This is a genomic window from Helicobacter pylori, from assembly GCF_006439795.1.
Lineage (GTDB): Bacteria > Campylobacterota > Campylobacteria > Campylobacterales > Helicobacteraceae > Helicobacter > Helicobacter pylori_CR.
On the sequence record NZ_VEYL01000001.1, the window covers coordinates 43989 to 70511 of the forward strand.

At 38.8% G+C, this 26523-nt stretch carries 25 protein-coding genes; 12 read left to right on the forward strand and 13 right to left on the reverse strand.

Features of this window, described 5'->3' with window-relative positions:
* Nucleotides 1–5: 5 nt before the first annotated feature.
* The 8 genes from hemJ to FIM66_RS00260 form a co-directional block, all read right to left on the reverse strand.
* Nucleotides 6–452, reverse strand: coding sequence for a protoporphyrinogen oxidase HemJ (hemJ, locus tag FIM66_RS00225; RefSeq protein ID WP_140499078.1), 447 nt, complete (start codon nt 450–452; stop codon nt 6–8).
* Between the two features lie 13 nt (nt 453–465).
* Complete coding sequence (locus FIM66_RS00230) at nt 466–1035, reverse strand: YigZ family protein (RefSeq protein WP_140489477.1); 570 nt, start codon at nt 1033–1035, stop codon at nt 466–468.
* Nucleotides 1022–2152 carry an ABC transporter permease gene (locus FIM66_RS00235; RefSeq protein WP_140489479.1) on the reverse strand — a complete coding sequence of 377 codons (1131 nt, stop codon included), beginning with the start codon at nt 2150–2152 and terminating at the stop codon, nt 1022–1024. Before FIM66_RS00235 ends, FIM66_RS00230 begins: the two co-directional genes overlap by 14 nt.
* Complete coding sequence (locus FIM66_RS00240; protein ID WP_140599765.1) at nt 2149–3246, reverse strand: ABC transporter permease; 1098 nt, start codon at nt 3244–3246, stop codon at nt 2149–2151. The genes FIM66_RS00235 and FIM66_RS00240 overlap by 4 nt, the downstream gene beginning before the upstream one ends.
* An 11-nt stretch (nt 3247–3257) precedes the next feature.
* A complete protein-coding gene (locus FIM66_RS00245; protein WP_140501635.1) occupies nt 3258–4247 on the reverse strand; it encodes an HlyD family secretion protein in 990 nt (329 codons plus the stop codon).
* Nucleotides 4248–4258: 11 nt separating this feature from the next.
* The gene (locus FIM66_RS00250; RefSeq protein ID WP_140477904.1) at nt 4259–5791 is read right to left on the reverse strand and encodes a TolC family protein; all 1533 of its coding nucleotides are present in this window, start codon (nt 5789–5791) and stop codon (nt 4259–4261) included.
* A 15-nt stretch (nt 5792–5806) separates the two neighbouring features.
* Complete coding sequence (locus FIM66_RS00255; protein ID WP_121037521.1) at nt 5807–7144, reverse strand: hemolysin family protein; 1338 nt, start codon at nt 7142–7144, stop codon at nt 5807–5809.
* Nucleotides 7145–7251: 107 nt separating this feature from the next.
* Nucleotides 7252–8853 carry an inorganic phosphate transporter gene (locus FIM66_RS00260; RefSeq protein ID WP_140599766.1) on the reverse strand — a complete coding sequence of 534 codons (1602 nt, stop codon included), beginning with the start codon at nt 8851–8853 and terminating at the stop codon, nt 7252–7254.
* Nucleotides 8854–8993: 140 nt separating this feature from the next.
* Here FIM66_RS00260 and FIM66_RS00265 point away from each other — a divergent pair, with 140 nt between their 5' ends.
* From FIM66_RS00265 to FIM66_RS00310, 10 genes are read left to right on the forward strand one after another with little or no spacing between them, the layout of a single operon-like run.
* Nucleotides 8994–9263 (forward strand): NifU family protein, encoded by a 270-nt coding sequence (locus tag FIM66_RS00265; protein ID WP_000569296.1) that lies wholly within the window; start codon nt 8994–8996, stop codon nt 9261–9263.
* Nucleotides 9264–9274: 11 nt separating this feature from the next.
* Nucleotides 9275–9886: a hypothetical protein gene (locus tag FIM66_RS00270; protein WP_001168590.1), complete on the forward strand. Its 612-nt coding sequence runs from the start codon at nt 9275–9277 to the stop codon at nt 9884–9886.
* Between the two features lie 3 nt (nt 9887–9889).
* Nucleotides 9890–11233 (forward strand): UDP-N-acetylmuramoyl-L-alanyl-D-glutamate--2,6-diaminopimelate ligase, encoded by a 1344-nt coding sequence (locus tag FIM66_RS00275; protein ID WP_140547824.1) that lies wholly within the window; start codon nt 9890–9892, stop codon nt 11231–11233.
* Between the two features lie 3 nt (nt 11234–11236).
* Nucleotides 11237–12187 carry a transaldolase gene (tal, locus tag FIM66_RS00280; RefSeq protein WP_140599767.1) on the forward strand — a complete coding sequence of 317 codons (951 nt, stop codon included), beginning with the start codon at nt 11237–11239 and terminating at the stop codon, nt 12185–12187.
* 54 nt (nt 12188–12241) lie between these two features.
* Nucleotides 12242–12778, forward strand: coding sequence for a 50S ribosomal protein L25/general stress protein Ctc (locus FIM66_RS00285; protein ID WP_000889347.1), 537 nt, complete (start codon nt 12242–12244; stop codon nt 12776–12778).
* Nucleotides 12779–12787: 9 nt separating this feature from the next.
* Nucleotides 12788–13348 (forward strand): aminoacyl-tRNA hydrolase, encoded by a 561-nt coding sequence (gene pth / locus FIM66_RS00290; protein WP_140489682.1) that lies wholly within the window; start codon nt 12788–12790, stop codon nt 13346–13348.
* A 54-nt stretch (nt 13349–13402) separates the two neighbouring features.
* Nucleotides 13403–14470: an LptF/LptG family permease gene (locus tag FIM66_RS00295; protein ID WP_140499058.1), complete on the forward strand. Its 1068-nt coding sequence runs from the start codon at nt 13403–13405 to the stop codon at nt 14468–14470.
* Between the two features lie 56 nt (nt 14471–14526).
* Nucleotides 14527–15528 carry a DNA adenine methylase gene (locus FIM66_RS00300; protein ID WP_140501623.1) on the forward strand — a complete coding sequence of 334 codons (1002 nt, stop codon included), beginning with the start codon at nt 14527–14529 and terminating at the stop codon, nt 15526–15528.
* 50 nt (nt 15529–15578) lie between these two features.
* Nucleotides 15579–16424, forward strand: a complete 846-nt coding sequence (locus tag FIM66_RS00305; RefSeq protein ID WP_238699330.1) for a Dam family site-specific DNA-(adenine-N6)-methyltransferase — start codon at nt 15579–15581, stop codon at nt 16422–16424.
* Between the two features lie 5 nt (nt 16425–16429).
* Nucleotides 16430–18046, forward strand: coding sequence for an AlwI family type II restriction endonuclease (locus tag FIM66_RS00310; protein ID WP_140547822.1), 1617 nt, complete (start codon nt 16430–16432; stop codon nt 18044–18046).
* 60 nt (nt 18047–18106) lie between these two features.
* On the opposite strand, the gene FIM66_RS00315 is transcribed toward FIM66_RS00310, so the two are convergent.
* Complete coding sequence (locus FIM66_RS00315; protein WP_162967748.1) at nt 18107–19270, reverse strand: outer membrane protein; 1164 nt, start codon at nt 19268–19270, stop codon at nt 18107–18109.
* A 181-nt stretch (nt 19271–19451) separates the two neighbouring features.
* Here FIM66_RS00315 and FIM66_RS00320 point away from each other — a divergent pair, with 181 nt between their 5' ends.
* The gene (locus FIM66_RS00320) at nt 19452–19889 is read left to right on the forward strand and encodes a CopD family copper resistance protein (protein WP_039092565.1); all 438 of its coding nucleotides are present in this window, start codon (nt 19452–19454) and stop codon (nt 19887–19889) included.
* Here the strand turns inward: FIM66_RS00320 and FIM66_RS00325 are convergent.
* From FIM66_RS00325 to gltS, 4 genes are read right to left on the reverse strand one after another with little or no spacing between them, the layout of a single operon-like run.
* Nucleotides 19886–22252 carry a heavy metal translocating P-type ATPase gene (locus tag FIM66_RS00325; protein ID WP_140599768.1) on the reverse strand — a complete coding sequence of 789 codons (2367 nt, stop codon included), beginning with the start codon at nt 22250–22252 and terminating at the stop codon, nt 19886–19888. The genes FIM66_RS00320 and FIM66_RS00325 overlap by 4 nt on opposite strands.
* A 23-nt stretch (nt 22253–22275) precedes the next feature.
* Complete coding sequence (locus FIM66_RS00330; protein ID WP_140599769.1) at nt 22276–22992, reverse strand: tRNA1(Val) (adenine(37)-N6)-methyltransferase; 717 nt, start codon at nt 22990–22992, stop codon at nt 22276–22278.
* A complete protein-coding gene (locus tag FIM66_RS00335; protein ID WP_140501611.1) occupies nt 22974–24008 on the reverse strand; it encodes a dihydrofolate reductase family protein in 1035 nt (344 codons plus the stop codon). Before FIM66_RS00335 ends, FIM66_RS00330 begins: the two co-directional genes overlap by 19 nt.
* On the reverse strand, nt 24005–25231 hold the full coding sequence (gene gltS, locus FIM66_RS00340; protein ID WP_140599770.1) for a sodium/glutamate symporter: 1227 nt from the start codon (nt 25229–25231) through the stop codon (nt 24005–24007). Before gltS ends, FIM66_RS00335 begins: the two co-directional genes overlap by 4 nt.
* Before the next feature lie 85 nt (nt 25232–25316).
* Between gltS and FIM66_RS00345 the strand changes: the two genes are divergently transcribed.
* Nucleotides 25317–26516 (forward strand): saccharopine dehydrogenase family protein, encoded by a 1200-nt coding sequence (locus FIM66_RS00345; RefSeq protein ID WP_140547819.1) that lies wholly within the window; start codon nt 25317–25319, stop codon nt 26514–26516.
* Nucleotides 26517–26523 lie beyond the last annotated feature (7 nt).

Genomic DNA, 26523 nt, shown 5'->3' on the forward strand with positions numbered 1-26523 from the left:
TGTCTTTAAAAAGGCTTGACAACCACTAAGATCACAATGAGGATCATTAAAATCGTGGGTATTTCATTAAACACACGATAGAACCTTGCGTTTCTTCTTGTGGGGTCTTTTTCCAGCTCGCGCATGCATTTTTTGCAATAAAAATGATAGGCTAAAAGTAAAACCACTAAAGCCAATTTAGCATGCAACCACCCTCCACTTCTAAAGAGCGTTGGCTCTATCAACAACATTAAAATCCCTGTAATAAGCGTAAAACCCATGGCCGGCGAAGCGATAAAGGAATAGAGCTTTTTCTCTTGGATTTTAACCACGCCTACAAACTCTTTTTTATACGCGTTTTCTGCATGATAGACAAAAAGGCGCGGCAAATAAAATAACGCTGCCATCCACGAAATGACCGCTATCACATGGAAAGCCTTAACCCATAAAAAATACCCACTCAAAAATTCCATTCACTCTCCCTAATCAAATATTGTTTTGCTTTAAAAACGCTTGCAAATTTTCTCTTGCGCCGCTGATTTCCACTTCCACGCTTTGGTTTGAAAAATTCTTTTTGCTTAATTGTAAGCTAAATTTCTTAATTTCACGCTGAAGAGCGTCTAATTCTTTGTAAGAATAATGAGCGCTTAAAGTTTCCAACTCCACAAAATCCTTCAAAGCGTTTTCTTTTTGAGCGTTTTCTACGCACAATAACGCGCTAGTGGCATAAGCTTTCATCAAGCCCCCCACCCCTAAAAGCGTGCCTCCAAAATAACGCACGCTCACTAATCCTATATTGATCAAATCCTCTCGCCTCAAAACGCTAAGCACAGGCATTCCTGAACTCCCTTTAGGCTCGCCATCATCGCTAAAACCCTCCGTGATTTTGCCCTCTAAAGAATAGCGGAACGCCGTTACAAAATGCGCGGCTTTAAAATGCTCTTTTTTTAATTGTAAAAGGGTTTTTTCAAAATCGCTAAAAGGCATAAGATACCCTAAAAAGCGAGACGCTTTAATCTGGTGCTTGGAAGCGATGAGGTTTTTAAGCGTTTTCACAAGCTTTCTTTAAAGAGCTGAGTTTGAACACACTCCCTATAAAACTCACGATAAAAATCGCAATAAGCGCATAAAAATGCACAGAAACATCTATAAATTCCGCATGCATTTGATTCAATCGCCCTAATAAACTGATCCCATGATAAGCAGGCACTATTTGAACGAAAACTTGTAAATAAGAGGGCAAGGATTCAAAAGGCCACACAAAACCCATCATAAAAATCAAGGGCAAAGAAGAAATTAAAACGATTTGAGTGGTGTGGGCTTCATTTTTGATCCATGCGCCTAAAAACGACCCCAAACTCAAGGTTGCAAGCATGAAGATGGAGCTATTCAAAAACACCATTAAAGCGCTTCCATGCCGTTCGATCCCATAAAAAGAAAACAGCGCCCCAAAATACAACAAAACAAAAACACTAAACGCTCCCATAAACACCAAGAGTCTTGCGCACAGCCTTAAAGCGATTTGTTTCTTGTCTAAAAAGGCTAATTCCAAACGCCTGGAGCTGACAAACATGCTGCTTGCAATGAGCATCACCTGGTGCAAAATGAAAATAAACACGCTAGAGAGCGCGTAATTCAAATACCCCTCACTAGGGTTATACAAAGCGATAGGCCTGATTTTGATCCCGTCTGTCCCTAATTCAGCTTCTTCTATTTGGGCGTTGCGTTTGAATCTTATCTCATCATTTAAAGCGTTGATGCTCTCCACCACCGCATTCGCTAACGCGCCATAAATCAAAAAGTAATTGGAATTCGCATAAAAATCTATCGTTACAGGCACTTGCTTATGGATATTGGCTTCAAAATGCGAAGGGATATGCAAGATCCCATAAATTTTTTCTTCTTTTAAAAGCTTTTTGGCTTCCAGCATAGAAGGGCTAAAAAAAGCGATTTCTAACTCGTTGGAGCTTTGCGCCATGAAGGCTAGTTGCCTGGAAAGAAAGGAATTGTCTTCATCTACAAGGGCGATTTTTTGCTGCGTTACGATGTCTCTTAAATAAGGCAAAGGGTATAATAAGCCATAGATTAAAGGAGCGCCTATAAGGATTAACAAAACGCCCTTATGAGAAACAATAGCCCTTAATTCCATTAAAAGGATTTTAAAAAAATTCATGCGCTAGCCTTGCCTTTTTTAAAAGAAAAATAAAAAATCAAAAGCCCTAAAACTAGAAAGATTAAAAAGAACGCAAGCGGCATTAACGAATTTAAAGATTCTGTAAAATCCGTCTTATAATAGGCCTCTTGTAAAAAAAACTTCATAAAATGGCTAATAGGCAAGCAATGGCTCCAAAAATCCCCAAAAATTTCCATGTTGTTTTGCGGGTAAGTAACCCCAGCAAACGCAAAGCTTGGAGCGGTATAGACCCCAATCGCACCAGCGGTTTCAACAACGCTTTTTGAAACGCCATAAACTAGCACCACAAACCCGCTCATAACGAGCGCCATTAAAACTACCGCCAAAAAGACCAACAACAAATGCGCATAATTCCCCTGCATGCCAATGAAATTAAAATAAAACGCCATGCCCATCCCCCAAAAGCTAAACACGCACACATTCGCTACAATACTGATTAAAAGCTCGTGCATGTCAGAGGCTTTTTGAATGAAATTGAGCATGCCAATCGCAATCAAAATAAGCCACATGCAAGGCAGCATCACGCTTAAAAGGTATTGCGTGTAATTGTTTTCTTCATTATATAGAGCATGCAATTGCAAAACAATAGGCACCGCTTGGGCTTTAGCAGAAATCAAATTGGAATCTCGCACTAAAGCTTTGGTGGCTAAGGTTTTAGCATCTAAAGTTAAAGCGGTTTGCAAGAAGGCGTTTTTGAGCGTTTTCCCCACTAAAACATACTCAGCGTTATAATAAAAGGGCAAATCCACCTTTCGCCCCATTTTAATTTTTTTCTCTAAATCTCTAGGCAAAACCAACGCCCCATACGCTTCAGCGGAGTTTAAAAAGCGTTTGGCTTCTAAAAGGCTAGCCACTTGGTATTTGATTTCAAGCGCGCTCGTTGCGCCTAATTCAAACGCTACCTGATGGCTTGTCGTGGTCTTATCCAAATCCACCACCACGATAGGGAGCTGTCTTGGAATTTCTTGCTTAAAGATTTGCGTGCCTAAAACCCCTAAACAAAAAGGCAATATAAAACACACGACAAACAAGAACTTGTCTTGTAAAACCCATGCGCTTATCAATCGGAACAAAACAATCCTTTTTAAGGTTTAATGGTAACTAACACGCTCATCCCTACCCTAAAATTTTCCAACTCTTCTAAGGGTATGGCTTCCACTTCATAGCTTTTCATATCATAAGTGTTGGAATTATTCGTCGCTTTCCAGGTCGCAAAATCCCCCATCACGCTCAAATATTTGACCCTGAATTTCGCGCTTTTTTTCAACGCCGGGATATAACCTTCAAATTCCTTGCCCACTTTAAACTCGTTCAAATACTTTTCAGGCACGCTGATTTTTAACCAACTATCCTTTAAATCTATCATTAAAACCACAGGAAAACCCTTAGGGCTAAGCTCGCCACCGCTTAAAAGCACATTACTCACTTCCCCATCAATAGGGGCTAGGGCTTTGACGTCTTTTAAATAAGACTCCACTTCATTCACTTGCCCTAAAGCCGCGCTCTCTTTAGCCTTAGCGGCAATCTTGCTTTCAGAGCTCGCCCCCCCTAAAGCCATTTTATACTTTTGGTAAGCCGCGCTCTCGTTGTATTTGGTGCTTTCATAAGCCGCATAGGCTTCATCGCGCTTTTGCAAACTCGCCACGCCATTATCATACAAATCTTGAACGCGCTTATAAGTCTCTTTGGCTAAAGTCGCTTGAGATTTTGCCGCTTGCCAAATGTCTCTTGCAGAATTAATCGTTTCATCTCTTGAGCCTCTTTTGACTTCATCGCTAAGCGCTTTAGCGGCTTTATGCCCGGCTTCAGCTTGAGCGAGCTTGGCTTCTAATTCAGGGCTAGAAATGCTAAAAACCAAATCGCCCTTTTTAATGTGATCGCCTTTTTTAACAAACACCTTTTCAATGCGGCCAGGGACTTTGGAGCTCACGCTGTATTCTCTGGCTTCCAAAAACCCTTGCAGCACTTCAGCTTTAGGGCGATAAGCTAAATAAAAAAGCACGATTAGCCCTAACAATAAAGCCCCACCCCCTGTAAGAATCGCTTTATTTTTATCCAACATGCTATTTGACATGGTTTTTTCCTTTAATAAACAAATTCATAAAATAAATCAATATGATCGCTTAACGCCATTAAATTCGCTAATGAAACAATGTATTTATAAGCCACGCTTTTTTGCTCCACGATAATAGAAGAAAGCGTGTTCCTCGCATCAATGACTTGAGCGTTCGTGCTTAAGCCTTGTAAAAAAGCCTGCTCTTGGAGTTTTAAGTTTTCCTTGGCTAATTCCACGCTAGAAAGCAAGCTTTTGTATTCTTTCAAATAAGAAAGCGTCTCTTTATAAGTCTTATTCACTAACAATTCCATGTTTTTTTTAGCTTGGATTTGCTCGCTACTAGCTTGCAACTCCGCTAATTTGCTCGCTTGGTATTTTTGGATACGCCCTGTGGGGGAGAGTATGGGCATACGCCCGGCCACGCCCACAAACCAACTAGGGATCATGTCTTCAAACACCGAATTGTTTTGTTTCATGAGATAAGAGCCAAAAAAACTCACTTGGGGCAAGAATTTAGCGATCTGTAGTTTCGTGTTTTCTTTAGAAATTTGAACCTGATTTTCTAAAGTCTTTAAAGCCGGGTAGGAATTGATTGTGGAAGAAACAAAAAAGCTCAAATCGGGCAGATCTTTCTCGGTGTGGATCTCTAATTTGCTTGAAGGCGCTAGATCGTCCTTGCTAGATAAAATGGAATTGAACGAGAGCTGCGAAACTTCTAACACATCTTTAGCCTTAACGCTAGCGATATGGGCCTTATCATAAGCCACTTGAGCGCCTAAGGTTTCTACCCTAGCGATTTGCCCTACTTTTTGCATTTTCAAAGCGTTTTGGAAATGCTTATAATGGCCTTTTTCCACCTCTTCTAAAGTTTCAGCCACTTCTGCGTTTAACACCATGCCATAATACACGCTCACAAGCTCTTGAAAGGTGGAAAGCTTTTTCAAACGATACACTTCATTGGCGTCTTTTTGCATCAAATCCGCAATGCGCACCATCGTGAATCTTGCCCCACCCATATAAAGGGGATAAATAATGCTCAAAGCCCCAATCACCACATTTTGCTTAGAAAACAATAAGGGGGCTTCTAAAGTGCTGCTCAAAGCCCCAAAGCCTTGCATCACCCCTTGTATACCTGCTTGGATTTGAGGGGTTAATACTTGAGGGGGGATATTTTGCTGAATGTTTTGCAAGCCTTGATGGATCTGGTTGGTGGCTTTTTGAACGCCCGGTTGTTTTTGGCTGGCAAAATCCATTTTAATAGGGTTAGAGAGATACACATAAAAAGCGCTCAAATCAATTTGAGGCAAAAAAGAAAGTTTAGCCGCTAATTTCATCTTGCTCGCTCGCTTAATGGCGTATTCTTGCGCATGCAAGCCTTCATGGTTAGACAATACTCTAGTCCATGCGTTTTTTAAAGAGAGTTTTTGAGCGTTAGGATGGTCCAAAGGCGCGCTATCTTCAGCCATACTCAAAGAAGAAAGATCGGTTTTAGAAACTCCATCAACAGCACTTAAAGAGCTATTGAATAACAGGCTAAATACAAAGAGGGTTGTTTTTTTCATGCTCATTCCTTTATCCTAATCCTTATTTTCTTTACTCGCTTTTAAGCGTTTTATCCTAGCCCCATCCACGCTTAAAACTTCAAAGGCATACCCATGCGAAATGATTATATCGCCCTCCATAGGCATGCGTTCTAACAAGCTAAAAACATAGCCCCCCAGCGTTACCTGCTCGCATTCTTTGTCAAACTCAATGTGAAGCACTTCTTCTACGCTCTCTAAATCCAGCATGCCCTCTAATTCAAACACGCCCTCTTCAAGCTTGTTCACGCCCTCTTGTTTTAAGTCGTATTCGTCGCTAATCTCGCCCATGATCTCTTCAATAATGTCTTCCATAGTGAGCAACCCGGCTGTGCCGCCGTATTCATCAATCACCAAAGCGGTATGGATCTGCTCTTTTTTCATTTTAATAAGGATTTGAGAAATGGAAGCGCTTTCAGGAACGATGATCATTTTCCTAACGATTTGCTTGAAATCATGCATTTTAGGGGTGAAAATGGAGCGCGAAAGCAAGTCTCTAATATGCACCATGCCGATAATATTATCCTTAGAACCCTTACAATAAGGGTAGCGCGTGAAGCGGCTTTTTAAAACAATGTCTATATTTTCTTCATAGCTGTTTTCTTCGTCCAAACACACCATGTCTTTTCGTGGGGTCATGATTTCTTTAGCACTCGTGTCAGAAAAATCCACCGCGTTTTTAATGATTTCGCCCTCCACCGAATCAATAATGCCCTCTCTTAAACTCTCGCCCACAATGATTTTCAACTCTTCTTCAGAATGCGTGCCGTCATGTTCTTTAGGATTGATGCCCACTTTTTTTAAAAAGAAATGAGCGATCACATCAAACAGGCGCACCACCGGGTAAAACACCACCCAAAACACATGCAAAGGGCGCGCGGCAAAAAGAGCGGCTTTTTCAGATTTAGCGATCGCTAAAGATTTTGGCACAATCTCGCCTAGCACGACATGCAAAAAAGTGATGCTTAAAAACGCTATAACCACGCTCATTGAATGGATAAAAATAGGATTTTCTCTCAAATCCATAGACTCAAACAGCGCGGCTAACAATTTTGCGATAGCGGGCTCACCCACCCAGCCTAAAGCTAATGAAGAAAGGGTGATGCCTAACTGCGTTGCGCTCAAATAAGTGTCTAGTCTTTGACTCATCTTTAAAGCGAGTTTAGCGTTGGAATTACCGATTTTAACCAGCTCTTCTAAGCGGGTTTTACGCACTTTCACAAGGGCAAACTCTGAAAGCACAAAAAAAGCGTTCAACAGCACCAATAAAAAAGCAACCATCAACATCAAAATCGATTCAGACGGATCCAAATAAGCTCCTTGATTCCTCCCCATGACTTTAAACCTAAAACCTAACGATAAAGATAAAATATAAATATAAAACCTCAGAATTTTAACATAAAAGATTAAGCTTAACTTTAAAAATCAAGCCTTTAAAAACCCTAGAAATACTTTTCTATAAAACTAAGAGCCACAAACAGAAGCGCCCCCAAAAGCACAGAAACCGGCACGGTTACAAGCCAAGCGGTAACAATCTTTTTTAAAATGGAACGCTTGATCACCTCTTCTTTATACACTTTTTTGAGCGACTTTTTTTCTTTCTTTTTCAACTCCAAAGCGATGGCGGTGTTTTTGCTTTTTTTCAAGCTCTCTAGCATGAGCGATTTTTCTTTCAAATTGGCTTTATCAAAGCGCTCTAAAAAGCCTTCAATTTCTTCTAAATCTTCCCCAAAGTGCGCCGCTACAATGTTGTCTCTGATCCTAGCAAAACGCCTTCTTGATTGCTCTCTTAAGCGCTCTCTTAAAAAGCCCACCCCAAACACCGCGCCCACCACAATATGCGTAGAGCTTACGGGCAAGCCTAATTGAGAGGCTAAAAGCACGGTGATGACTGCAGAAAGCGCGATGCAAAAGGCTTGCATTTTGTCTAATTCTGTGATTTCTGACCCCACCGTTTTAATGAGCTTTGGCCCATACAAACTCAAGCCTAAAGCAATCCCAGCTGCCCCTACTACCATAATCCACAACGGCACAGAGCTTAAAGTATTCCCTATGGGGCTATTTGCATCTTCTAAAGTTTGACTGATAGCCGCTAAGGGGCCTATAGCGTTAGCCACATCATTAGCCCCATGCGCAAAGCTTAAAAGCGCAGCGGCAAAAATCAAAGGGACATTGAAAAGCTCATTAATGCTTTCATGGCTGTTTTCTAATTGTGGGGCTTTTTTTAACACAAATCTTTTAAAAAGGATAAAGATTAAAAGCGCAAGGATACAGCCGCAAGCCAGTTGGATTTCAAAATTCAGTGCATAGAGGCGTTTTAAAACCTTAATAATCAAATACCAGCTGAATGTTAAGCTCATCAACGCTACCAAATAAGGCACGACCTTTAAAGCCGCGCTCTTTTTATCTTCTTTATAAGCGATAGTCTTTTTAATGAGCATTAAAAAAAACATGGCTATCAAAGCCCCCATTAAAGGCGAAACCACCCAACTGGCCACAATACCTGATAAAAAATGCCAATTGACAGCTGCCATTCCAGCTGCCGCCATTCCAGCCCCCATAATCCCCCCCACTACAGAGTGTGAAGTGGAAACGGGAGCGCCTATTAAAGTCGCTACATGCAACCACAACGCCCCACTCAAAAGGCTAGCTAACATGACATTAATGAAAACATGCGCATCATTAATAAATTCAGGCGAAACGATACGGCCCTTAATCGTAGAAACCACTTCCCCCCCGGCAATGATCGCTCCAAGCATTTCGCAAATTGCAGCGATCAAAATCGCCCCGCCCATGCTAATGGCTTTAGAGCCTACGGCAGGGCCGACATTATTAGACACATCGTTCGCGCCAATATTCATCGCCATATACCCCCCAATCACAGCCGCAAAAATAAGCAACAATCCCTTAGAATTAGCCTGCCCAAAAATGAGAGCGAGCAAAGCAGCGCCAATGAGAAACAAAAGAGCGAGAGCGATCTTTAAAGTGTCTTTTTGGAGTTTTTTGGAAGCTTTTTCAAACTCTTTGATGTTTTTAATTTCCATATCGTCATCAAAACCTTATTCTAATAGTGGCTCTATTCTATCCAATTAGCCCTTGAGCCACTCTTAAAAAGCGTTGTTTGATAAAAATGGCTCATTATATGGTATCTTAAAGTAAAATTTTAAAAATAAGGTTTTTAAAAATGATAGAATTTAGCGATGAAGATTTACAAAAACCGGTGCGTATTGTGATAGAAAAGATCCGCCCTTACTTGCTCAAAGATGGCGGCAATATTGAAGTGCTAGGGGTGAAAAGCATGAAAATTTATGTGGCTTTAGAGGGAGCGTGTAAGACTTGCTCTAGCAGTAAAATCACTTTAAAAAATGTCATTGAAAGGCAGCTTAAAATGGATATCCACCCCAATTTAGAAGTGGTGTGCTTAGAAAACGCTAAGGAGTTTGATAAGCTTTAAGGATTATAGGCATGCAAAAGTTTGATTATGAATTTAAAAAGCGCGCGTTGATTAAAGATGGCTTTTTAGCGTTCAAGCAAGCCCATTACGCTGAAGCGTTACGCCTTTTTTCTGAAGTGTTGTTTTTGGATAAAGACAACCAAAAAGCCAAAGTGGGGGCGTTATTAAGCGACATCGCTAAAGATTTCCCTAAAGAAGCCCATAGCTTTTATGAATTGTATCAAAGCTTGATCGCTATGCAAAAACGGAGTTTGAAAAACCAGGCTGAAGAGCAAATCATCAATTTGATCGCTTCTTTTGATGAGGGATTGAACCAAATGACTGAAAAGATTGATGCGCAAATTTCTCAAAAAGGCGAGGAGTTGAACGGCATTTTGTATGCGGATTTCAAACGCTTGAGCTTGGAGCGCGGTTTTAAGGAAGCGTTTGAAGATTTGATGTTCAGCTCTAGGGTGATTTTTGACAATAAAGAGGATTTTTATGAATTTTTGAAAGAATTGAACCATTATGGCTATTATGAATTAGCGATAAATTACATTGAAAACATGCATGAAGATTCTTTTATTTACGATAAATTTTTGCGTTCTCTTTTAGAAGACGCTCTCAAATCCAATAAGGCTTAAAGAATGAAGCTTAAAAAAACCCTGACTTATCGCAACCGTGCCTATTCTTTTTTAAGCGATAACACGAATGAAGTTTTAGAAAACCCCAAAGAAATCCTTTTTGTCAAAACGCCTTTAAATGAAAAATACTCTCCTTTAATTGCAGAAAAAAACCTGGCTATTTTAGATTCTAACGAGCTTAAAAACTACTTTGATTTTAAGATTAAAATTGTAGGGATTACTGGCACTAATGGTAAAACGACCACAGCGAGTTTGATGTATTCCTTGCTCTTAGATTTGAATAAAAAGACCGCTCTTTTAGGCACAAGAGGGTTTTTTATCAACGACAAACGAATCAAAGAAAAGGGCTTGACCACGCCCACTCTTTTAGAGCTTTATAGCGATTTAGAAGAAGCGGTGCGTTTAAAATGCGAATACTTTATTATGGAAGTGAGTTCCCATGCGATTGTCCAAAAGCGCGTTGCTGGGCTTGATTTTGCCCTTAAAATCTTAACTAATATCACAAGCGATCATTTAGATTTCCATCAAAATATAGAAAATTACAGGGACGCTAAAAACAGCTTTTTTAAAGATGAGGGCTTGAAAGTGATCAACAGAGATGAAACAAACGCCCTTTTTAACCCCATTAATGCGCACACTTACGCGCTGGATAAAAAAGCGCATTTGAACATTCAAGCCTTTTCGCTCACCCCCTCTATTAGCGCGTCTTTATGCTACCAACAAGATTTAAGAGATCCTAATCTCAAAGAAATCGCCCTTATGCATTCCCCCCTTTTAGGGCGTTACAACCTTTATAATATCTTAGCAGGCGTTTTAGGGGTCAAATTACTCACTCAATTACCGCTAGAAGCGATCGCACCGTTATTAGAAAACTTTTATGGGGTGAAAGGGCGTTTGGAAGTGGTGCATGCCAAACCCTTGGTCATCGTGGATTTTGCCCACACCACAGACGGCATGCAACAAGTCTTTGAAAGCTTTAAAAATCAAAAAATCACCGCTCTTTTTGGAGCAGGGGGCGATAGGGATAAAACCAAGCGCCCTAGAATGGGAGCGATAGCGAGTTGTTACGCGCATCAAATCATCTTAACTTCAGACAACCCCAGAAGCGAAAACGAAGAAGACATTATCAAGGATATTTTAAAAGGCATCAATGATTCTTCTAAAGTCATTGTAGAAAAAGACCGAAAAAAAGCCATTTTAAACGCTTTAGAAAATTTAAAAGACGATGAGGTGTTATTGATTTTAGGCAAGGGCGATGAAAACACTCAAATCTTTAAAGACAAAACGATTTTTTTTAGCGACCAGGAAGTCGTTAGAGATTATTATCTCAATTTAAAACAAGGATAAAACATGCAAGAATTCAGTTTGTGGTGCGATTTTATAGAAAGGGATTTTTTAGAAAACAGCTTTTTAAAGCTCATTAATAAGGGGGCTATTTGCGGGGCGACGAGTAACCCTAGTTTGTTTTGCGAAGCGATCACAAAAAGCGCGTTTTATAAAGATGAAATCGCTAAACTCAAAGGCAAAAAAACTAAAGAAATTTATGAAACTTTAGCACTAAAGGATATTTTACAAGCCTCTAGCGCGTTGATGCCTTTATACGAAAAAGACCCTAACAATGGCTACATTAGCCTAGAAATTGACCCTTTTTTAGAAGATGATGCCCCTAAAAGCATTGATGAAGCCAAGCGCTTATTCAAAACATTAAACCGCCCTAATGTGATGATTAAAGTCCCGGCGAGCGAGAGCGGGCTTGAAGTAATTAGCGCTTTAACTAAAGCCTCTATTCCTGTTAATGTAACTTTAGTCTTTTCGCCTAAAATTGCCGGTGAAATCGCTCAAATCTTAGCCAAAGAAGCGCAAAAAAGAGCGGTCATTAGCGTGTTTGTCTCACGATTTGACAAAGAAATAGACCCTTTAGCACCACAAAATTTGCAAGCTCAAAGCGGGATTATCAACGCTACCGAGTGCTATTATCAAATCAATCAGCATGCCAATAAGCTAACAAGCACCCTTTTTGCGTCCACCGGCGTTAAATCCAACGCTTTAGTTAAAGATTATTACATTAAAGCGCTGTGTTTTAAAAACTCTATCAATACAGCCCCTCTAGAGGCTTTAAACGCTTATTTGCTTGACCCAAACACCGAGTATCAAACCCCTTCAAGCGTTACAGAAATTGAAGCGTTTAAAAAAGAATTAAAAGCGTGCAACATTGATTTAGAAAACACCGCTCAAAAACTCCTTAAAGAAGGCTTGATAGCGTTCAAACAATCCTTTGAAAAGCTTTTAAGCAGTTTTTGATTTTTAAGGGTTTTTTGGATAGAATAAGCCCTTATTTTATTTTAAAGGATTGACATGTTAGAAGGCGTTATTAGAGAGAGTATTACTAAAGCGAACGCTAAAGCTTTAAAAAAAGATGGCTATCTAATCGCAAATGTTTATGGAAAGGGCGTTGAGAATGTGAATTGTGCGTTCAAATTAAACCCTTTCATTAAATACCTTAAGGAAAAAAAGCATTTGATTTTTCCGGTGAAATTAGGGGATAAGACTTTTGAAGTCGTGGTTCAAGAATACCAAAAAAACCCTGTTACTAACGAGCTTATCCATGTGGATTTACTCGCTGTTACTAAAGGCGTGAAGTCTAAGTTTAAAGTCCCTGTTAAACACCAAGGCACTCCAGTGGGCTTGAAAAATAAAGGGATTTTAATGCTCTCTAAAAAGCGTATTAGTGTGGAATGCGCTCCAGAGCATTTGCCCGATCACTATTTAGTGGATGTGGCCCCTTTAGATGTGAATGAGTCTATTTTGGTGCGCGATTTAGAAAAACACGAGAATGTTAAGATCTTAGATCATGATTCTATCGCTGTGATCGGTGTGATTAAAGCGAAGTGATTTCAGGTGATGACGCTTTTAGTGGGTTTAGGCAACCCTACTTTGCGTTACGCTCACACCAGACACAACGCTGGTTTTGATATTTTAGATTCGCTCGTTAGCGAATTGGATCTTTCTTTCACTTTTTCTCCCAAACACAACGCTTGTTTGTGCGTTTATAAGGATTTTATCTTACTCAAGCCCCAAACTTACATGAATTTAAGCGGCGAGAGCGTTTTAAGCGCTAAAAATTTTTACAAAATTAAAGAGCTTTTAATTGTCCATGACGACTTGGATTTACCTTTAGGCGTTGTGAGGTTTAAAAATGGTGGGGGGAATGGAGGGCATAACGGCCTAAAATCCATTGATTTATTGTGTTCTAATTCTTATTATCGCTTGAGGGTGGGGATTTCTAAAGGGATTGGCGTGATTGAGCATGTGCTTTCAAAATTCCACAAAAACGAAGAGTCTTTAAAAAACGCTGCGTTTGAACATGCCAAAAACGCCCTAAAATTTTTTATAGAAAGCCATGATTTTAACGCCATGCAAAATCGTTTCACGCTTAAAAAACCTTTACAAATAGAAAATTAGATGCACTCTATCCAAAATTTTAAGTTTTTATCATGGTTTGAATAGGGGTTTAAAGTGCGTTTGTTTAGATTTGTGGGGTGGTATTATTTCAAATACTTTTTAATCGTGCTTTTGGCTTTGGAATTGTTTTTTGTAGGCATTGACAGCCTGAAATACGCCGACAAAATGCCCGATTCTGCGAACATGATCATTTTATTTTTCACCTATGATATTTTATTCGCCCTCAATTACACCTTGCCCATTTCCTTGCTTTTGGCGATGGTTTTATTTTACATCACCTTCATTAAATCCAACCAATACACCGCCCTGCTCTCCATTGGCTTTTCCAAATGCCAGGTTTTAAGCCCTATTTTTTTGATTAGCTTGTTTTTCACGGCTGTTTATGTGGGGTTGAACGCCACTCCTTTTGTGTATATGGAAGAAAAAACGCAAAATTTGATCTATAAAGACAATTCTTTGAGCGTCTCAGAGCATTTGTTAGTGAAATATAACGATGATTATGTGTATTTTGATAAGATTAATCCCTTATTACAAAAAGCCCAAAATATCAAGGTTTTTCGCCTAAAAGATAAGACTTTAGAATCTTACGCTGAAGCTAAAGAAGCTTTTTTTGAAGACAAGTATTGGATCTTGCATGACACCACTATCTATGAGATGCCCTTAAGTTTTGAACTAGGCAACAACGCTTTAAGCACCACGCGTTTAAAAACCTTTAAAACGCTCAAAAATTTCCGCCCTAAAGTTTTAGACACCATTTATCAAAACAAGCCCGCGGTTTCTATCACAGACGCTCTTTTATCCTTGCATGCTTTAGTGCGCCAAAACGCAGACACGAAAAAAGTGCGCTCGTTTTTGTATGTGTTTGCGATTTTGCCCTTTTTTGTGCCGTTTTTAAGCGTTTTAATCGCTTATTTTTCGCCCAGTCTCGCCCGCTATGAAAACCTGGCTCTTTTAGGGCTAAAGTTTATCATTATCACGCTCGTTGTTTGGGGGCTATTCTTTGCTTTAGGGAAGTTCAGCATTTCAGGGATACTCATTCCTGAAATAGGCGTGCTATCGCCCTTTTTTGTATTCTTATCTCTTAGTCTTTGGTATTTTAAAAAGCTTAATAAGAGATTGTGATTTTTTAATCTTATATGTTACTAAGTGGTTTTATTCTCTTAGTTTAAAGGTGGCTAATGGAAAAATTTAATCTAAAAAACCGCCGGTATATCGGCTCAAAAACCAAGCTTATGGAGTGGGTATTTGGGAGTTTAAAATTAAATAATATCAAAAGCGTGTGCGATATTTTTGCCGGAAGTGGGGTAGTGGCTGGTCAATTTGCCACTATTCCTAACATTAAAAACATTATTATAAATGATATTTTATTTTCTAATGAAATCATTTATCATGCTTTTTTTATGGGGCAAGACGCTGATTTTAAGGTGCTTGAAGAGCTGAGAGAATATTATACTCAAGCTTTAAAGCTAGAAGAAAATTATTTTAGCCAACATTTTAGCGGCAAATTTTTCAGCTATAAAGATTGTGTCAAAATCGGTAGCATTAGAGAGCATATAGAAAGCTTGAATTTAGATAAATTAAACAAAGATATTTTATTAACAAGCTTGATTTATTCAATGGATAAGATAGCTAACACGGTGGGGCATTATGAAGCTTATAGGAAAAAAGAGATTTTGCAAGATAGATTTATTTTTGAGCTTATTAACCCTATAAAGCATGATAAAAATATCATGATAGAGAGAAAAAACGCTAACGAATTGGCTAAAACCTTAAAAATGGACTTAGTCTTTATTGACCCTCCATACAATTCAAGGCAATACAGCCGGTTTTATCATCTCTATGAAAACCTAGTGCAGTGGAAAAAACCCAAACTCTATGGAACAGCTTTAAAGCCATTATGCGAGAACATGAGCGAATATTGTCGCTCTAATGCCAAGAAAGAATTGAGCGATTTAATTGAAAAACTAGATTGTAAAAGGATTGCTTTAACTTATAATAATACCTATAATTCTAAGTCTAGCTCTTCGCAAAATAAAATAGGCTTTAAAGATTTAGTGGAAATTTTAAGTCAAAAAGGAAAATTAAGTGTTAAAGAAAAGGCTCATGGTTTTTTTAATTCAGGAAAAACTGATTTTAAAGAGCATAAAGAATTTTTATTTATAGTGGAAGTGAAACCTTGAAAAAAGGTATTCGTTCTCCCTTTTTCTATGTGGGGGATAAATATAAACTTATGCCACAACTCAATAAGCTATTCCCCAATAACATTAATCAATTTATTGAGCCTTTTGTGGGTGGGGGTAGCGTGTTTTTAAACACTAAGGCTAAAAGATACTTAGCTAACGACATAGATACTAATATTATCAATTTACATAAAACTTTAAGCAAGTTCAACGCTTGTGAGCTTTTTGATGAATTGTCTAAAATCATCATTCATTATGGCTTGTCTTTCTCTTTTAAGGGGATTACAGCTCCTGATGAATTAAAAAAACAATATTTAAAAACTTACTACGCTAAATACAATAAAATAGCTTATGAAAAACTAAGGGCTGATTTTAACTCCAATCAAAACAACATGCTCTATTTATATTTACTTTTAATTTATGGGTTTAATCACATGATTAGATTTAATTCTAAAGGGCTTTTTAATTTGCCTGTGGGTAATGTGGATTTCAATGAAAATGTTTATAATGCCCTAAAAAACTACATAGATTTTATACAGCAAAACACCATTATTTTTCACAATGATGATTATATTGATTTTCTTAACCATACTACCTATTTAAAAGATGATTATGTTTATTTTGACCCCCCTTATTTAATCTCCAATAGTGAATACAACAAGTTATGGAATAGCGATAATGAGATAGCCTTATATGGCGTTTTAGATAGCCTAGATAAAAAGGGAGTTTTATTTGGTATAACTAATCTTGTTTATCACAAGGGAGAGACCAATTTTATTTTAAAAGAATGGGCTAAAAAATATTATATTTTTAATATCAAAAGTAATTATATCAGTTATAATGACAATACTATTAAAGAAGATAGTCAAGAAATCTTTGTAACTAATTATAGGTAATTATTATGACTAAAAAACCGGCACGAAAAATTTTAAGCTTTTCAACCACTATGCGAAACCCTAAAAGAATAGGACAATTTTTAGCTGTTTTAGGAAAGTTTGAAAATCAGATCCTTAAATCTTCAACAATCATGCAAATTATCAAATCCGTTTTGGCTCATAGGCTTTATAGACCTACTTCTATCAATCAAAATAAAGAATTGAAAGAAAAATTTGACTCCAATAAATATACCTTTAGCAATGAAGAATTAGAACGCATTATAGAAATATCCCCACAACAACATAAAGAAATGGGCTTTGAGCATGGATGGGAAAGTCGGTTTGACACTTGGTATAAGCTTATGTGTGAGTTTGGTTTTTGCTATTATGCAAAATGTGAGAAAATACTCATCAGCGATAGCGCTAAGATGCTTATTCTTGCTTATTATGATAAAGAAAACGATACTTTTAAAGAAAGCGTTGATGAAAGCGTAGTTGGGGCTATATTTTTAAACGCTCTGTCTAAATATGAAGTAGGAAACCCCTATAAAAAGAATTTAAACCATAACAACCCCTTCAAACTATTACTCTCGCTTTTAAAACGACTCAAAAATGCCAATCTAACTCCCCTATCTGTCAAAGAAATCCCTATTTTACTTTGTTGGAAAGATGATAACGCCAATGGGCTTTATGACTACATTATTCATTTAAGACAAGAAATTGTTACTATCAATAAGACAGAATTCAGCTACTCAGATGAATTTATCTATGAAAAATGCCTAAATCTTTTAGAAAGTGTTAATAAAACACGATTTAAAATGAGCCAAATCACTAACGAAGCCGTTGATGAATACATTAGAAAAATGCGTATTACAGGACTTATTTCATTGCGTGGTAATGGTAGGTTTATTGATATTAATACTAATGAAAATAATAAAATAGATTACATTTTACAAACTCATAAGGCTTTTAAAGGGGATTATTTAAACGACACTCAAGCTAACAAACTCGCTTTTTTTAACTACATGTCAATCGTGGATAGCTTTCTTGTTAGTGTTGCTCCAATCAGTGCTGATGAGAGCGTTAAATCAAGCAAATTGAATGAACTAGCAACCACTTATACTAAAGATTTTATCAAGCAAGAATTACTCATTACTTGCAACAAGCAAGAATCAAAAGATAGTTTCTTAAGACTCATTGATAAACCTTTACGCTTGGAATTTTTAAGCGCTATTTTCTTGAAACAACATTTTGGAAATTTAAGCGTGATACCCAATTATAAAAGCGATGATGAAGGCTTGCCCGTATACACAGCAAGCGGTAATAAACCTGATATTGTAGCCATGGACACAAAAACCCAAAGTTATATAGAAGTGAGCTTGATTAGAGATAGAAGTCAAAGTACCTTGGAAATGATACCTATTGCCAGACATTTAAAAGAATTGATTAAAAATAGCACTGATATTAGAGAAAAATTTAGTGTTTTTGTAGCTCCAAATATCCATGATGATGCCAAAGAATATGCGGAATTTGCCCAATTCAAAGACAATATTAATATATGTTGTTATGCTATTAATGATTTTATCAAAAAAGTAGAAAATAGTGCAGAATGGCTACAGATCAATGACCATTTGAAAGCTTAAAGCATCAAGCTTTCCATATCCAAGCCTTGTCCTAAGCCTTGTCTAAAAACCCTACCAAACTTAAAAAGTATAAACATAGCGCAAATACATAGAATACTGACGGCGTAAGGTTTGGGTTAAGCTGAAATTGGTTTCTGCTCCGGTGATAGTGGTTGGTTTGCCGTCTTTTAGCGGACCTTGGCTTTGCTCTTTAATAGTGGTAGAGCCTTTGAAAAAGTAATTAGGGAGCGTGGGGATTTTGATGCCAAACTCAATGCCATGGTGTTCAAAAATATTAGTCCTAATGCCCACATTCACTAAAAATTGGAAAATCGTGTGATTCACTTTAGCGTTTAATTTTCCTGTGGTATAGACGCTATTAGGGTTAATCCCCACATTGCAACTCGCCGGTGTCGTGTCCCCGCATGTGATCGTGCCATCAGCGTTAGTCATGTAAGCGTCAGCATCGGTATTGACGCCATAAACATACCCGTCTTTAAAATACCCCACACGATTATTAGTCCAAGTGTTACCCGCAAAATTCACGCCCACAAAAAACCCGGCCGTGGCTTTAGGCTTATCTATAATGTTAAAAAGCATGTCTGTGCCAAAACCATAAGTATACATGTCTGCTTTTTGATCGCTCAAATAAAAAGGCGATATAGCGTTAGCAGCCCTGGAGTTAGAGAAATTGGTATGCCCATAATCAAAAAAGCCGTAATAGCGCAACCCAAACCACCTTTTTTTACCGATAAAATGCTTATAGCCTGTCATCACGCCTAGCCCATACATCGGCTGGTTACGGCCAGGAATGTTTTTATTGGTGCTAAGCATGGTGCGCGAAGTCCAATTGACCACGCAGTTAGCTTTAGTATAGCCTGGCGTTCCTGGCGTCCCTGAAGCTGGCTGACAGCCACCGGTCTGCCCGTCAGGAACTTTGCCATCATCATTAGCCGAAACATCTCCAAAAGGCACTTGAAACAACTCGCCGTTTTTATAAGCGTTTGTCTTTTGATCAGCCCTACCCACTTCCAAGCTGATCCCCACAAACGCGCCATTCTTTTCATGGGCATTTAAAGGGTTTGTCAGCCATAACGAACTCAAAAGAGCGCCTAAAATCACCGAACCTTTTTTAGAAATATCTAAAGATTGAGCTATCAAAACAGATTCCTTACGATTAAAATTTTTACAAACCATTTTGCAATCTTGCATTCTATTTTTCTTCTTTGTCATAAAATTGAGCATCACTCTCTAGAGTCTCCGCTTAAGTGTTACTTTTTTAATTATTTTATTATAGCTAATTGCAATCTTAAAAGTCAAACAAAAACCACCCCTAAAATTCCCATAATAGTGGGATACTTGACAATAAAATCCTTTTATAGTAGATTAAAAACTCTTTAATTTTCCCATGAATAAAGGATTTTAAATGGATGCGATTTATCCTTATGTGTTGGTTGTTCATTTATTGTGCGCCATTATTTTTATTGGCTACTTGTTTTTTGATGGGGTAATTTTCCCCAATGTGAAGAAAATGTTTGGCGAAGAGTTTGCCAATAAAGCAAATGCAGGAATCACTCAAAGAGCGATCAAAATCATGCCCTTATGCGTTTTAGGGCTTGTTTTAACAGGGGGCATGATGCTTAGTCAATACATGGGGGGCGATAAAGGCTGGTGTGAAACCCCTTTTCAAAAGATACTCATGCTTAAAGTGATCTTAGCGTTAAGCATTTTTCTTTTGGTGCTTTTTTCTTTATCGTGTAAGTTTTTGGGTAAGAAAAACCCTATTGGTAAATATATCCACCCTATCGCTCTAACTTTTGGCTTTTTAATCGCCATTTTAGCTAAAACGATGTGGTTTGTTTAAGTTCGCTTCAACCTCAAAGAATTTAAAACCACTAAGAGCGAGCTAGCACTCATGCTCAAACTCGCTATTAAAGGGTTGATGTATCCTAGCATAGCGACTGGGATTAAAATAGCGTTATAAATCAAGCTCAAAACAATGTTTTGCAATACCACTTGATAGACTTTTTGAGCGTTATGAAACGCTTTTTCTAGCAAACTCAAATCCTCTTCTAAAAGCAAAATATCGCATGCGCTTTTACTCAAAGCGCTTTTTTCAAACCCTAAAGAAACGCTCGCTTGTTTTAAGGCCAGCACGTCATTATTGCCATCGCCTACCATTGCACACACGCCCTGATAAGAGCTGACGATTTGAGCCTTATCTTCAGGGGTCAAATGGGCATGATATTTAGAAATCCCTAATTTTTTCGCGCACTCCTTAACCGAGCTTTCATTATCCCCGCTTAAAATTTCTAATTCTAAGCCTTGATTTTGTAAAGCCTGAATGACTTCTTTAGCGTTAGCTTTCAAACGCTCTTCTAAAATGAATAACGCGCATAAGGTCTTGTTTTTCGCAAAGCCTACCATGATATTAGCACTCTCTTTAGTCTTTATACCAACCCCCATGGATTTTAAAAATTTCAAACTCCCCACTAACAGGGTTTCGTTTTGATAGCTCGCTTTTAAGCCATGAGCGAAAAACTCTATCTTTTCTAAACTAACCTCATCGCCATGTAATGATTTAAAAATCGCGCTATGGGCTAAATGCTCCCTGGTTTTTAAAAGGCTCTTTAAAAGCCTTTCATCAAATTCTTCATGAATGATTTTTTCTTTTAAAAGGACTTCTTTTTGCGTGAGGGTGCCGGTTTTGTCTATAAAGATTTTTTTCACTTTAGCCAGAGTTTCTAAAAACAACGCTTCTTTAAACACGATCAAAGGGTTTTTAAACACCCCTATCACTAGCGCAATGGGCGTGGCTAGAGCGAACGCGCAAGGGCAGCTTATGACTAACACGCTAATACACACCATTAAGGCTTTTTCAAAATTACCTCCCAAACCAAATTGCCATAATAAAAAGCTTACAAAGGCTAAAAACAACACCGCTTTAGAAAAAATATCCGCAATTTTATTCGCGCTGCTCTCAATTAAGGGCTTTTCTAAGAAACTCTTTTTTAAAGTTTCTAACAAACCAGAAAGGCGTGAGTTTTGAAAATTAGCGCTCACTTGATAGCTAAAAGGCACGCCCACATTCACATAACCCCCTAAAATTGGCTCATTAACCCCCAATTCCAAAGGCTTAAACTCCCCGCTGATCAAAGACGCATCCACGCTCGCGTTATTTAAAAGCACGCCATCTAGTGCGATTTTAGCCCCGCTTGGCACCCAAACAACAGAGCCTATCGCCACATCTTTAGGGTGTTTTTCTATCTGCTTGCCATTTTCTACAACAATCACGCTATGGATCTCATGCGATTCTAGGGCCAGACATTTTTCATTCGCAAACAATCTGGCCTTTAATTCCAAAAACTTAGAGCCAAAAACAAGCGTTAAAATCGTGCTGCTCGCTTCAAAATAAGTTTCTTGAGACACCAACATGGCATAAATAGAATAAACAAACGCCGATAACGCCCCAAAAGACACGCTCAAATCCATGCCCAAAACGCCATTTTTTAGCCCATAAAACGCCCCCTTAATGAAAAAACGCCCCACCACCACTAGCACCAACAAGCTTAAAAAGAGCGATACGAGATCCAAATTCCTTTGCATGAGTTTATCCATGCCGCTACCATAACCCGCACCGCCATAACTCGCGCTACCATAGCTTGCGTATTTGGCAATGGCAATAAACATCAAATTCATGGTGGCAAAAAACCCCACGCTTAAAGTGATCAAGTAGGAACGCTGCTCTTTTTGGGCTTTCAGAGCGTAATTTTTTGCGTTATAAATTTTAGCCCCATAGCCCAAACTCTCAATTTTTTGAATAATCTCTTTAGGGTTTAAGGACTTCTCAAACACGATTTGCAAGTGGTGGGTGGTGAAATTCACGCTCACTTTTTTAACCCCCTTTAAGCGCTCTAAAACCTTTTGATTGAGCCACAAGCAAGCGTTGCAATGCGTTTTTTCTAGCAAAAGATTAAGGATTAATTCGCCCTTATTGTTTTCTTCAAGGGCTTGTTCTAATTCCAAAGCGCTCATTGAATCTTGGGGCGTTACGGGGGCTAAAGTGGAATCGTTTAATTTGTCATAAAAGCTCTCTAAATTCAAATCTGTTAATAACGCATACACCCTAGCGCACCCTGCGCAGCAAAAATACAATTCCTTATGATGGATCACCTCTTTAAAAAGCTCACTTTCTTTAAACTCCAACTGGCAATGCGAACATTTCATTTTTAATCCTTAATTTAAGGGCGCTAATTGAGAAGCGTTTTGATAGAATAGGTGTTACAAGTTTGATAGATGCTTAAAACTTCTTTGGTGTTGTCGCTTTGGTTTTTGGAATGGTGTGTGATTAAAGGGGGCAGAACTTTTAGGGTGCTTTTGGAATTATTCCTGGCCGCTCCAAGCATCAAATGGGCGTTTTTGTCTTTAAAACTTTGGACAAACCTTAAAGCCTCTAGCGTGAGTTTAGCGTTTTTTAAGCTTTCTACCACCAAGCAAAGCGACAAGGCTTCATAGCAAAAAATAAAATACCCTTTAGGTTTCAGGCATTTTTTCACTTTAGCCGCTAAAGAAGCGAAGTCTAATTCGCTCTGGTGCCTCGCATGCCCCTTAATTTGAGATTTAATAGAGCCTAAAGCATAAAAAGGAGGGTTGCACACAATCGCATCATACAAAATCGGAGGGTTGAAATCTAAAAAATCGCTCTCAAACACTTGAGCGTTAGGGAATTTGAGGGCGTTTTTTTGGGAGCAAAACGCCATTTTGCTATCCTTTTCCACTAAATGAACGCTCGCTAGCGGGTTGTCTCTAGCGCAGAGCAAGCCTAGAACCCCACACCCTGAGCCTATGTCCAAAATCGCGCCGCTATTTTTGATAAAAGGGCGTGAAAAATCGTATAAAAAAAGCGAATCGCTATTGTAAGAATAAGCGTTTAAGGGCTGGTATAATCTTAAGAGTTTTCTATCCATAAAAGGGCTTCATTTTCTAAGATTTGCGCATGCAACAACCGCCCCTTAAAAGGGGTTTTTAAAGCGAGCGTATTAAACGCTTCGCTGATTATAGACGCATGCGAATGCAAAAGCAATACATCTATTTTGTCCCTCAAACCCTCAAACAACCCCCACCCCCCTTCAATGAAATTAAACCCTTTCTCTAGGGGTAAATCTTTAGGGTTGTTGAAAATATTAACCAAACGATTAGGCACCGAAAAAACTTTTGAATGGGGGCTAATTGAGCGTTTGGATAAAATAGCGATATTGGGGTTTTTATTGTGATAAAAGCTATCGCAAAAGCGAGCGTCTAATAAGGGGTTGTCCGTTCTTATGGTTTTCCCAGAAATGATGAGCGTGTCGCATACCGCTCGCTGGTTGTGCGTGAAAATCACGCTTTTTTGCCCGGTGATCTTGCCATGGTAATAATCCCCATTCATCCTTAAAGCGAGTTTGAACAAATTAAAACGCCCCTTTTGTTCCATTATCCTAAAAGGCAAGAGCAAATTTTTAGCCTTGTTTTCTAAATTATGACAAATTATTGTTTCAATATGAGCCTTTTGTAGCCTTGCTAACCCCCCTTTTTTGGCTTCGTTTTCTTCTGTGGCAATGATCACTCTTTTAGGCTTTAAAATTTCTAACAACCCGCTGCACGCCGGGGTTTTGCCATAAGAATTGCATGGCTCTAAAGTGATTAAAAAAACGCAGTCTTTAAAGGCGTTATCGTGGCGCGTTTTTAAAAAATCGCTTAAAATTTTAGGGTCTTCTAATTTTTCTAAATCGTTTTTTAAATGGGGGCGTAAAATCTTTAACGCCGATTTAGCAGCCAAGACTTCTGCATGCGGGGTTTTGGATTTTTTGTGGGTTTCTAAACTCAAGATCTCATGGTTTTTATCTAGCACCATGCAAGCCACGCTTGGGTTTTCTAAGGCTAGGGTTTGATATTCCCACGCCTTATTCAAGCAAATTTCTAATAAACTTTCATAAAGTCTCATGACGGGAAAAAAGGCAAAAGCAAAAAGCCTTTAATCGCTAAAGCGTTAATAATATCAACAAAAAACGCTCCCACTAAAGGCACGACGATAAACGCTACATGCGATGGCCCATAGTGGTTGGTGATGGTTTGCATATTCACCATAGCCGTTGGGGTCGCTCCAAGCCCAAAACCGCAATGCCCCGCGCACAACACCGCCGCATCATAATCCTTCCCACATACCCTAAAGGTTACAAGCACCACATAAAGGATCATAACCGCCACTTGAACGCTCAAAATAACCGCTAATGGCACAGCGAGTTTTAACAATTCCAATAAATTCACGCTCATTAAAGCGTAGGCTAAAAACAGACTCAAACTCACATTCCCTATGACTGAAACCTCTCTGTCAAACACGCTATGGATCTTAAAAAACGACAAGGCGTTTCTTAAAATAACCCCCACAAACAAGCACCACACAAAAGTCGGCAAAGTGAAACTTTTAGGCATCAGATGCGATAAAAAAGTCCCCACTAATAAAGCGATCGCAATCAAAGCTAAAGTTTCTACAAAACTGGATGCGGTGATCAGGCGCTGCTCTTTGGGGGTTTCAAAGCCTTTAGACACCACGCCCTCTAAAGTGTCTTTTTCTTTAGTGTCTTTAGGCTCTAGTTTGTATTTAGAAATCAAATATTTAGCGACAGGCCCTCCAATAATCCCCCCACTCACCAAGCCAAAAGTCGCGCACGCCATGCCCACTTCTAAGCTAGAGCTAAAATGATAAGGTGCTTGGGTGAAAAAATTAGCCCATGCCGCGCTAGTGCCATGCCCTCCCACTAAAGCAATAGATCCCCCCAAAAGCCCCATTAAAGGATTGACCCCTAAAAGGCTAGCGATAGAAATCCCCACCACATTTTGGCACACCACAAACCCCGCCACAGCCAGCAAAAAGACCGCAAGCATTTTGCCGCCTTTTTGTAAAGATTTGAAATCCGCGCTCAAACCAATGGTGATAAAAAAAGTCAGCATTAAAGGATCTTTTAAAGAAGAATCAAATTGCAAGCCAAAATTATAAAACTGACGCACTAACATGATAAAAAAAGCGACTAAGACCCCGCCCACAACAGGCTCTGGAATATCATAATCTCGCAAAAACTTGACTTTAGAAATCACATAACGCCCCAAAAGCAGCACTAAAACCATGCACACCAAAGTGGCATAAATATCCAACTTAATTTCTTGCAAGCCTGCATCCTTATTAATCAAATTTATCTTATTATAATATAATACCCCCCTAAAAGAACGAGATTAGTTAGAAAGTAGGTGTTCCTTGCATACAGTATTACAAATTGGAGCTGGTGGCGTAGGCAGTGTGGTAGCGCACAAAATGGGCATGAACAAGGATGTGTTTAAAAATATCATTTTAGCGAGCAGGAGCTTAGACAAATGCTATGCGATTAAAGAAAGCATGCTCAAAAAGGGTTTGGGGGAAATTGGCGTTGAGCAAGTGGATGCAGACGATACGCAAGCCTTAGTCGCTTTAATCCAAAAACACAAGCCTAAAGTCGTTGTTAATGTGGCTTTACCCTATCAAGATTTAACGATCATGCAAGCATGTTTAGAAACTAAAACGCATTACATTGATACCGCCAATTACGAGCACCCGGATTTAGCAAAATTTGAATACAAAGAGCAATGGGCGTTTGATAGGGCCTATAAAGAAGCAAGGATTTTAGGGATTTTAGGGGCTGGGTTTGATCCGGGCGTTACGAACGCTTATGTCGCTCACGCTCAAAAACACCATTTTGACACTATCCATACTTTAGATATTTTAGATTGTAACGCTGGGGATCACAAACGCCCTTTTGCTACGAACTTTAACCCTGAAATCAATTTGAGAGAAGTCAGCTCTAAAGGGCGTTATTATGAAAACGGCAAATGGATTGAAACCAAGCCTTTAGAAATCAAGCAAGTGTGGGCTTACCCGCAGATTGGCGAAATGGATTCGTATCTTTTATACCATGAAGAATTGGAATCGTTAGTCAAAAACATTAAAGGCTTGAGGAGGGCGAGGTTTTTTATGACTTTCTCTCAAAATTATTTAACCCACATGAAATGCTTAGAAAATGTCGGCATGCTAGGCATTAAAGAAATAGAGCATCAAGGCGTAAAAATCGTACCGATACAATTTTTAAAAACCTTGCTTCCTGATCCAGCGACTCTAGCCAAAGACACCACCGGCAAAACCAACATCGGGTGCTATATGACCGGCATTAAGAACAACCAAGACAAAACGCTCTACATTTACAACGTGTGCGATCACAAAAAATGCTATGAAGAAGTGGGATCGCAAGCCATAAGCTACACCACCGGTGTGCCAGCGATGTGCGCGGCTAAAATGATTTGTAATGACACTTGGAGCGCGGATCATTTTAGGGCCGGGGTGTTTAATATAGAAGAATTAAACACCGATCCCTTTATGGAAGAATTGATCAAACAAGGCTTGCCTTATGAAGTGATTGAGCGCTAGTTTTAGG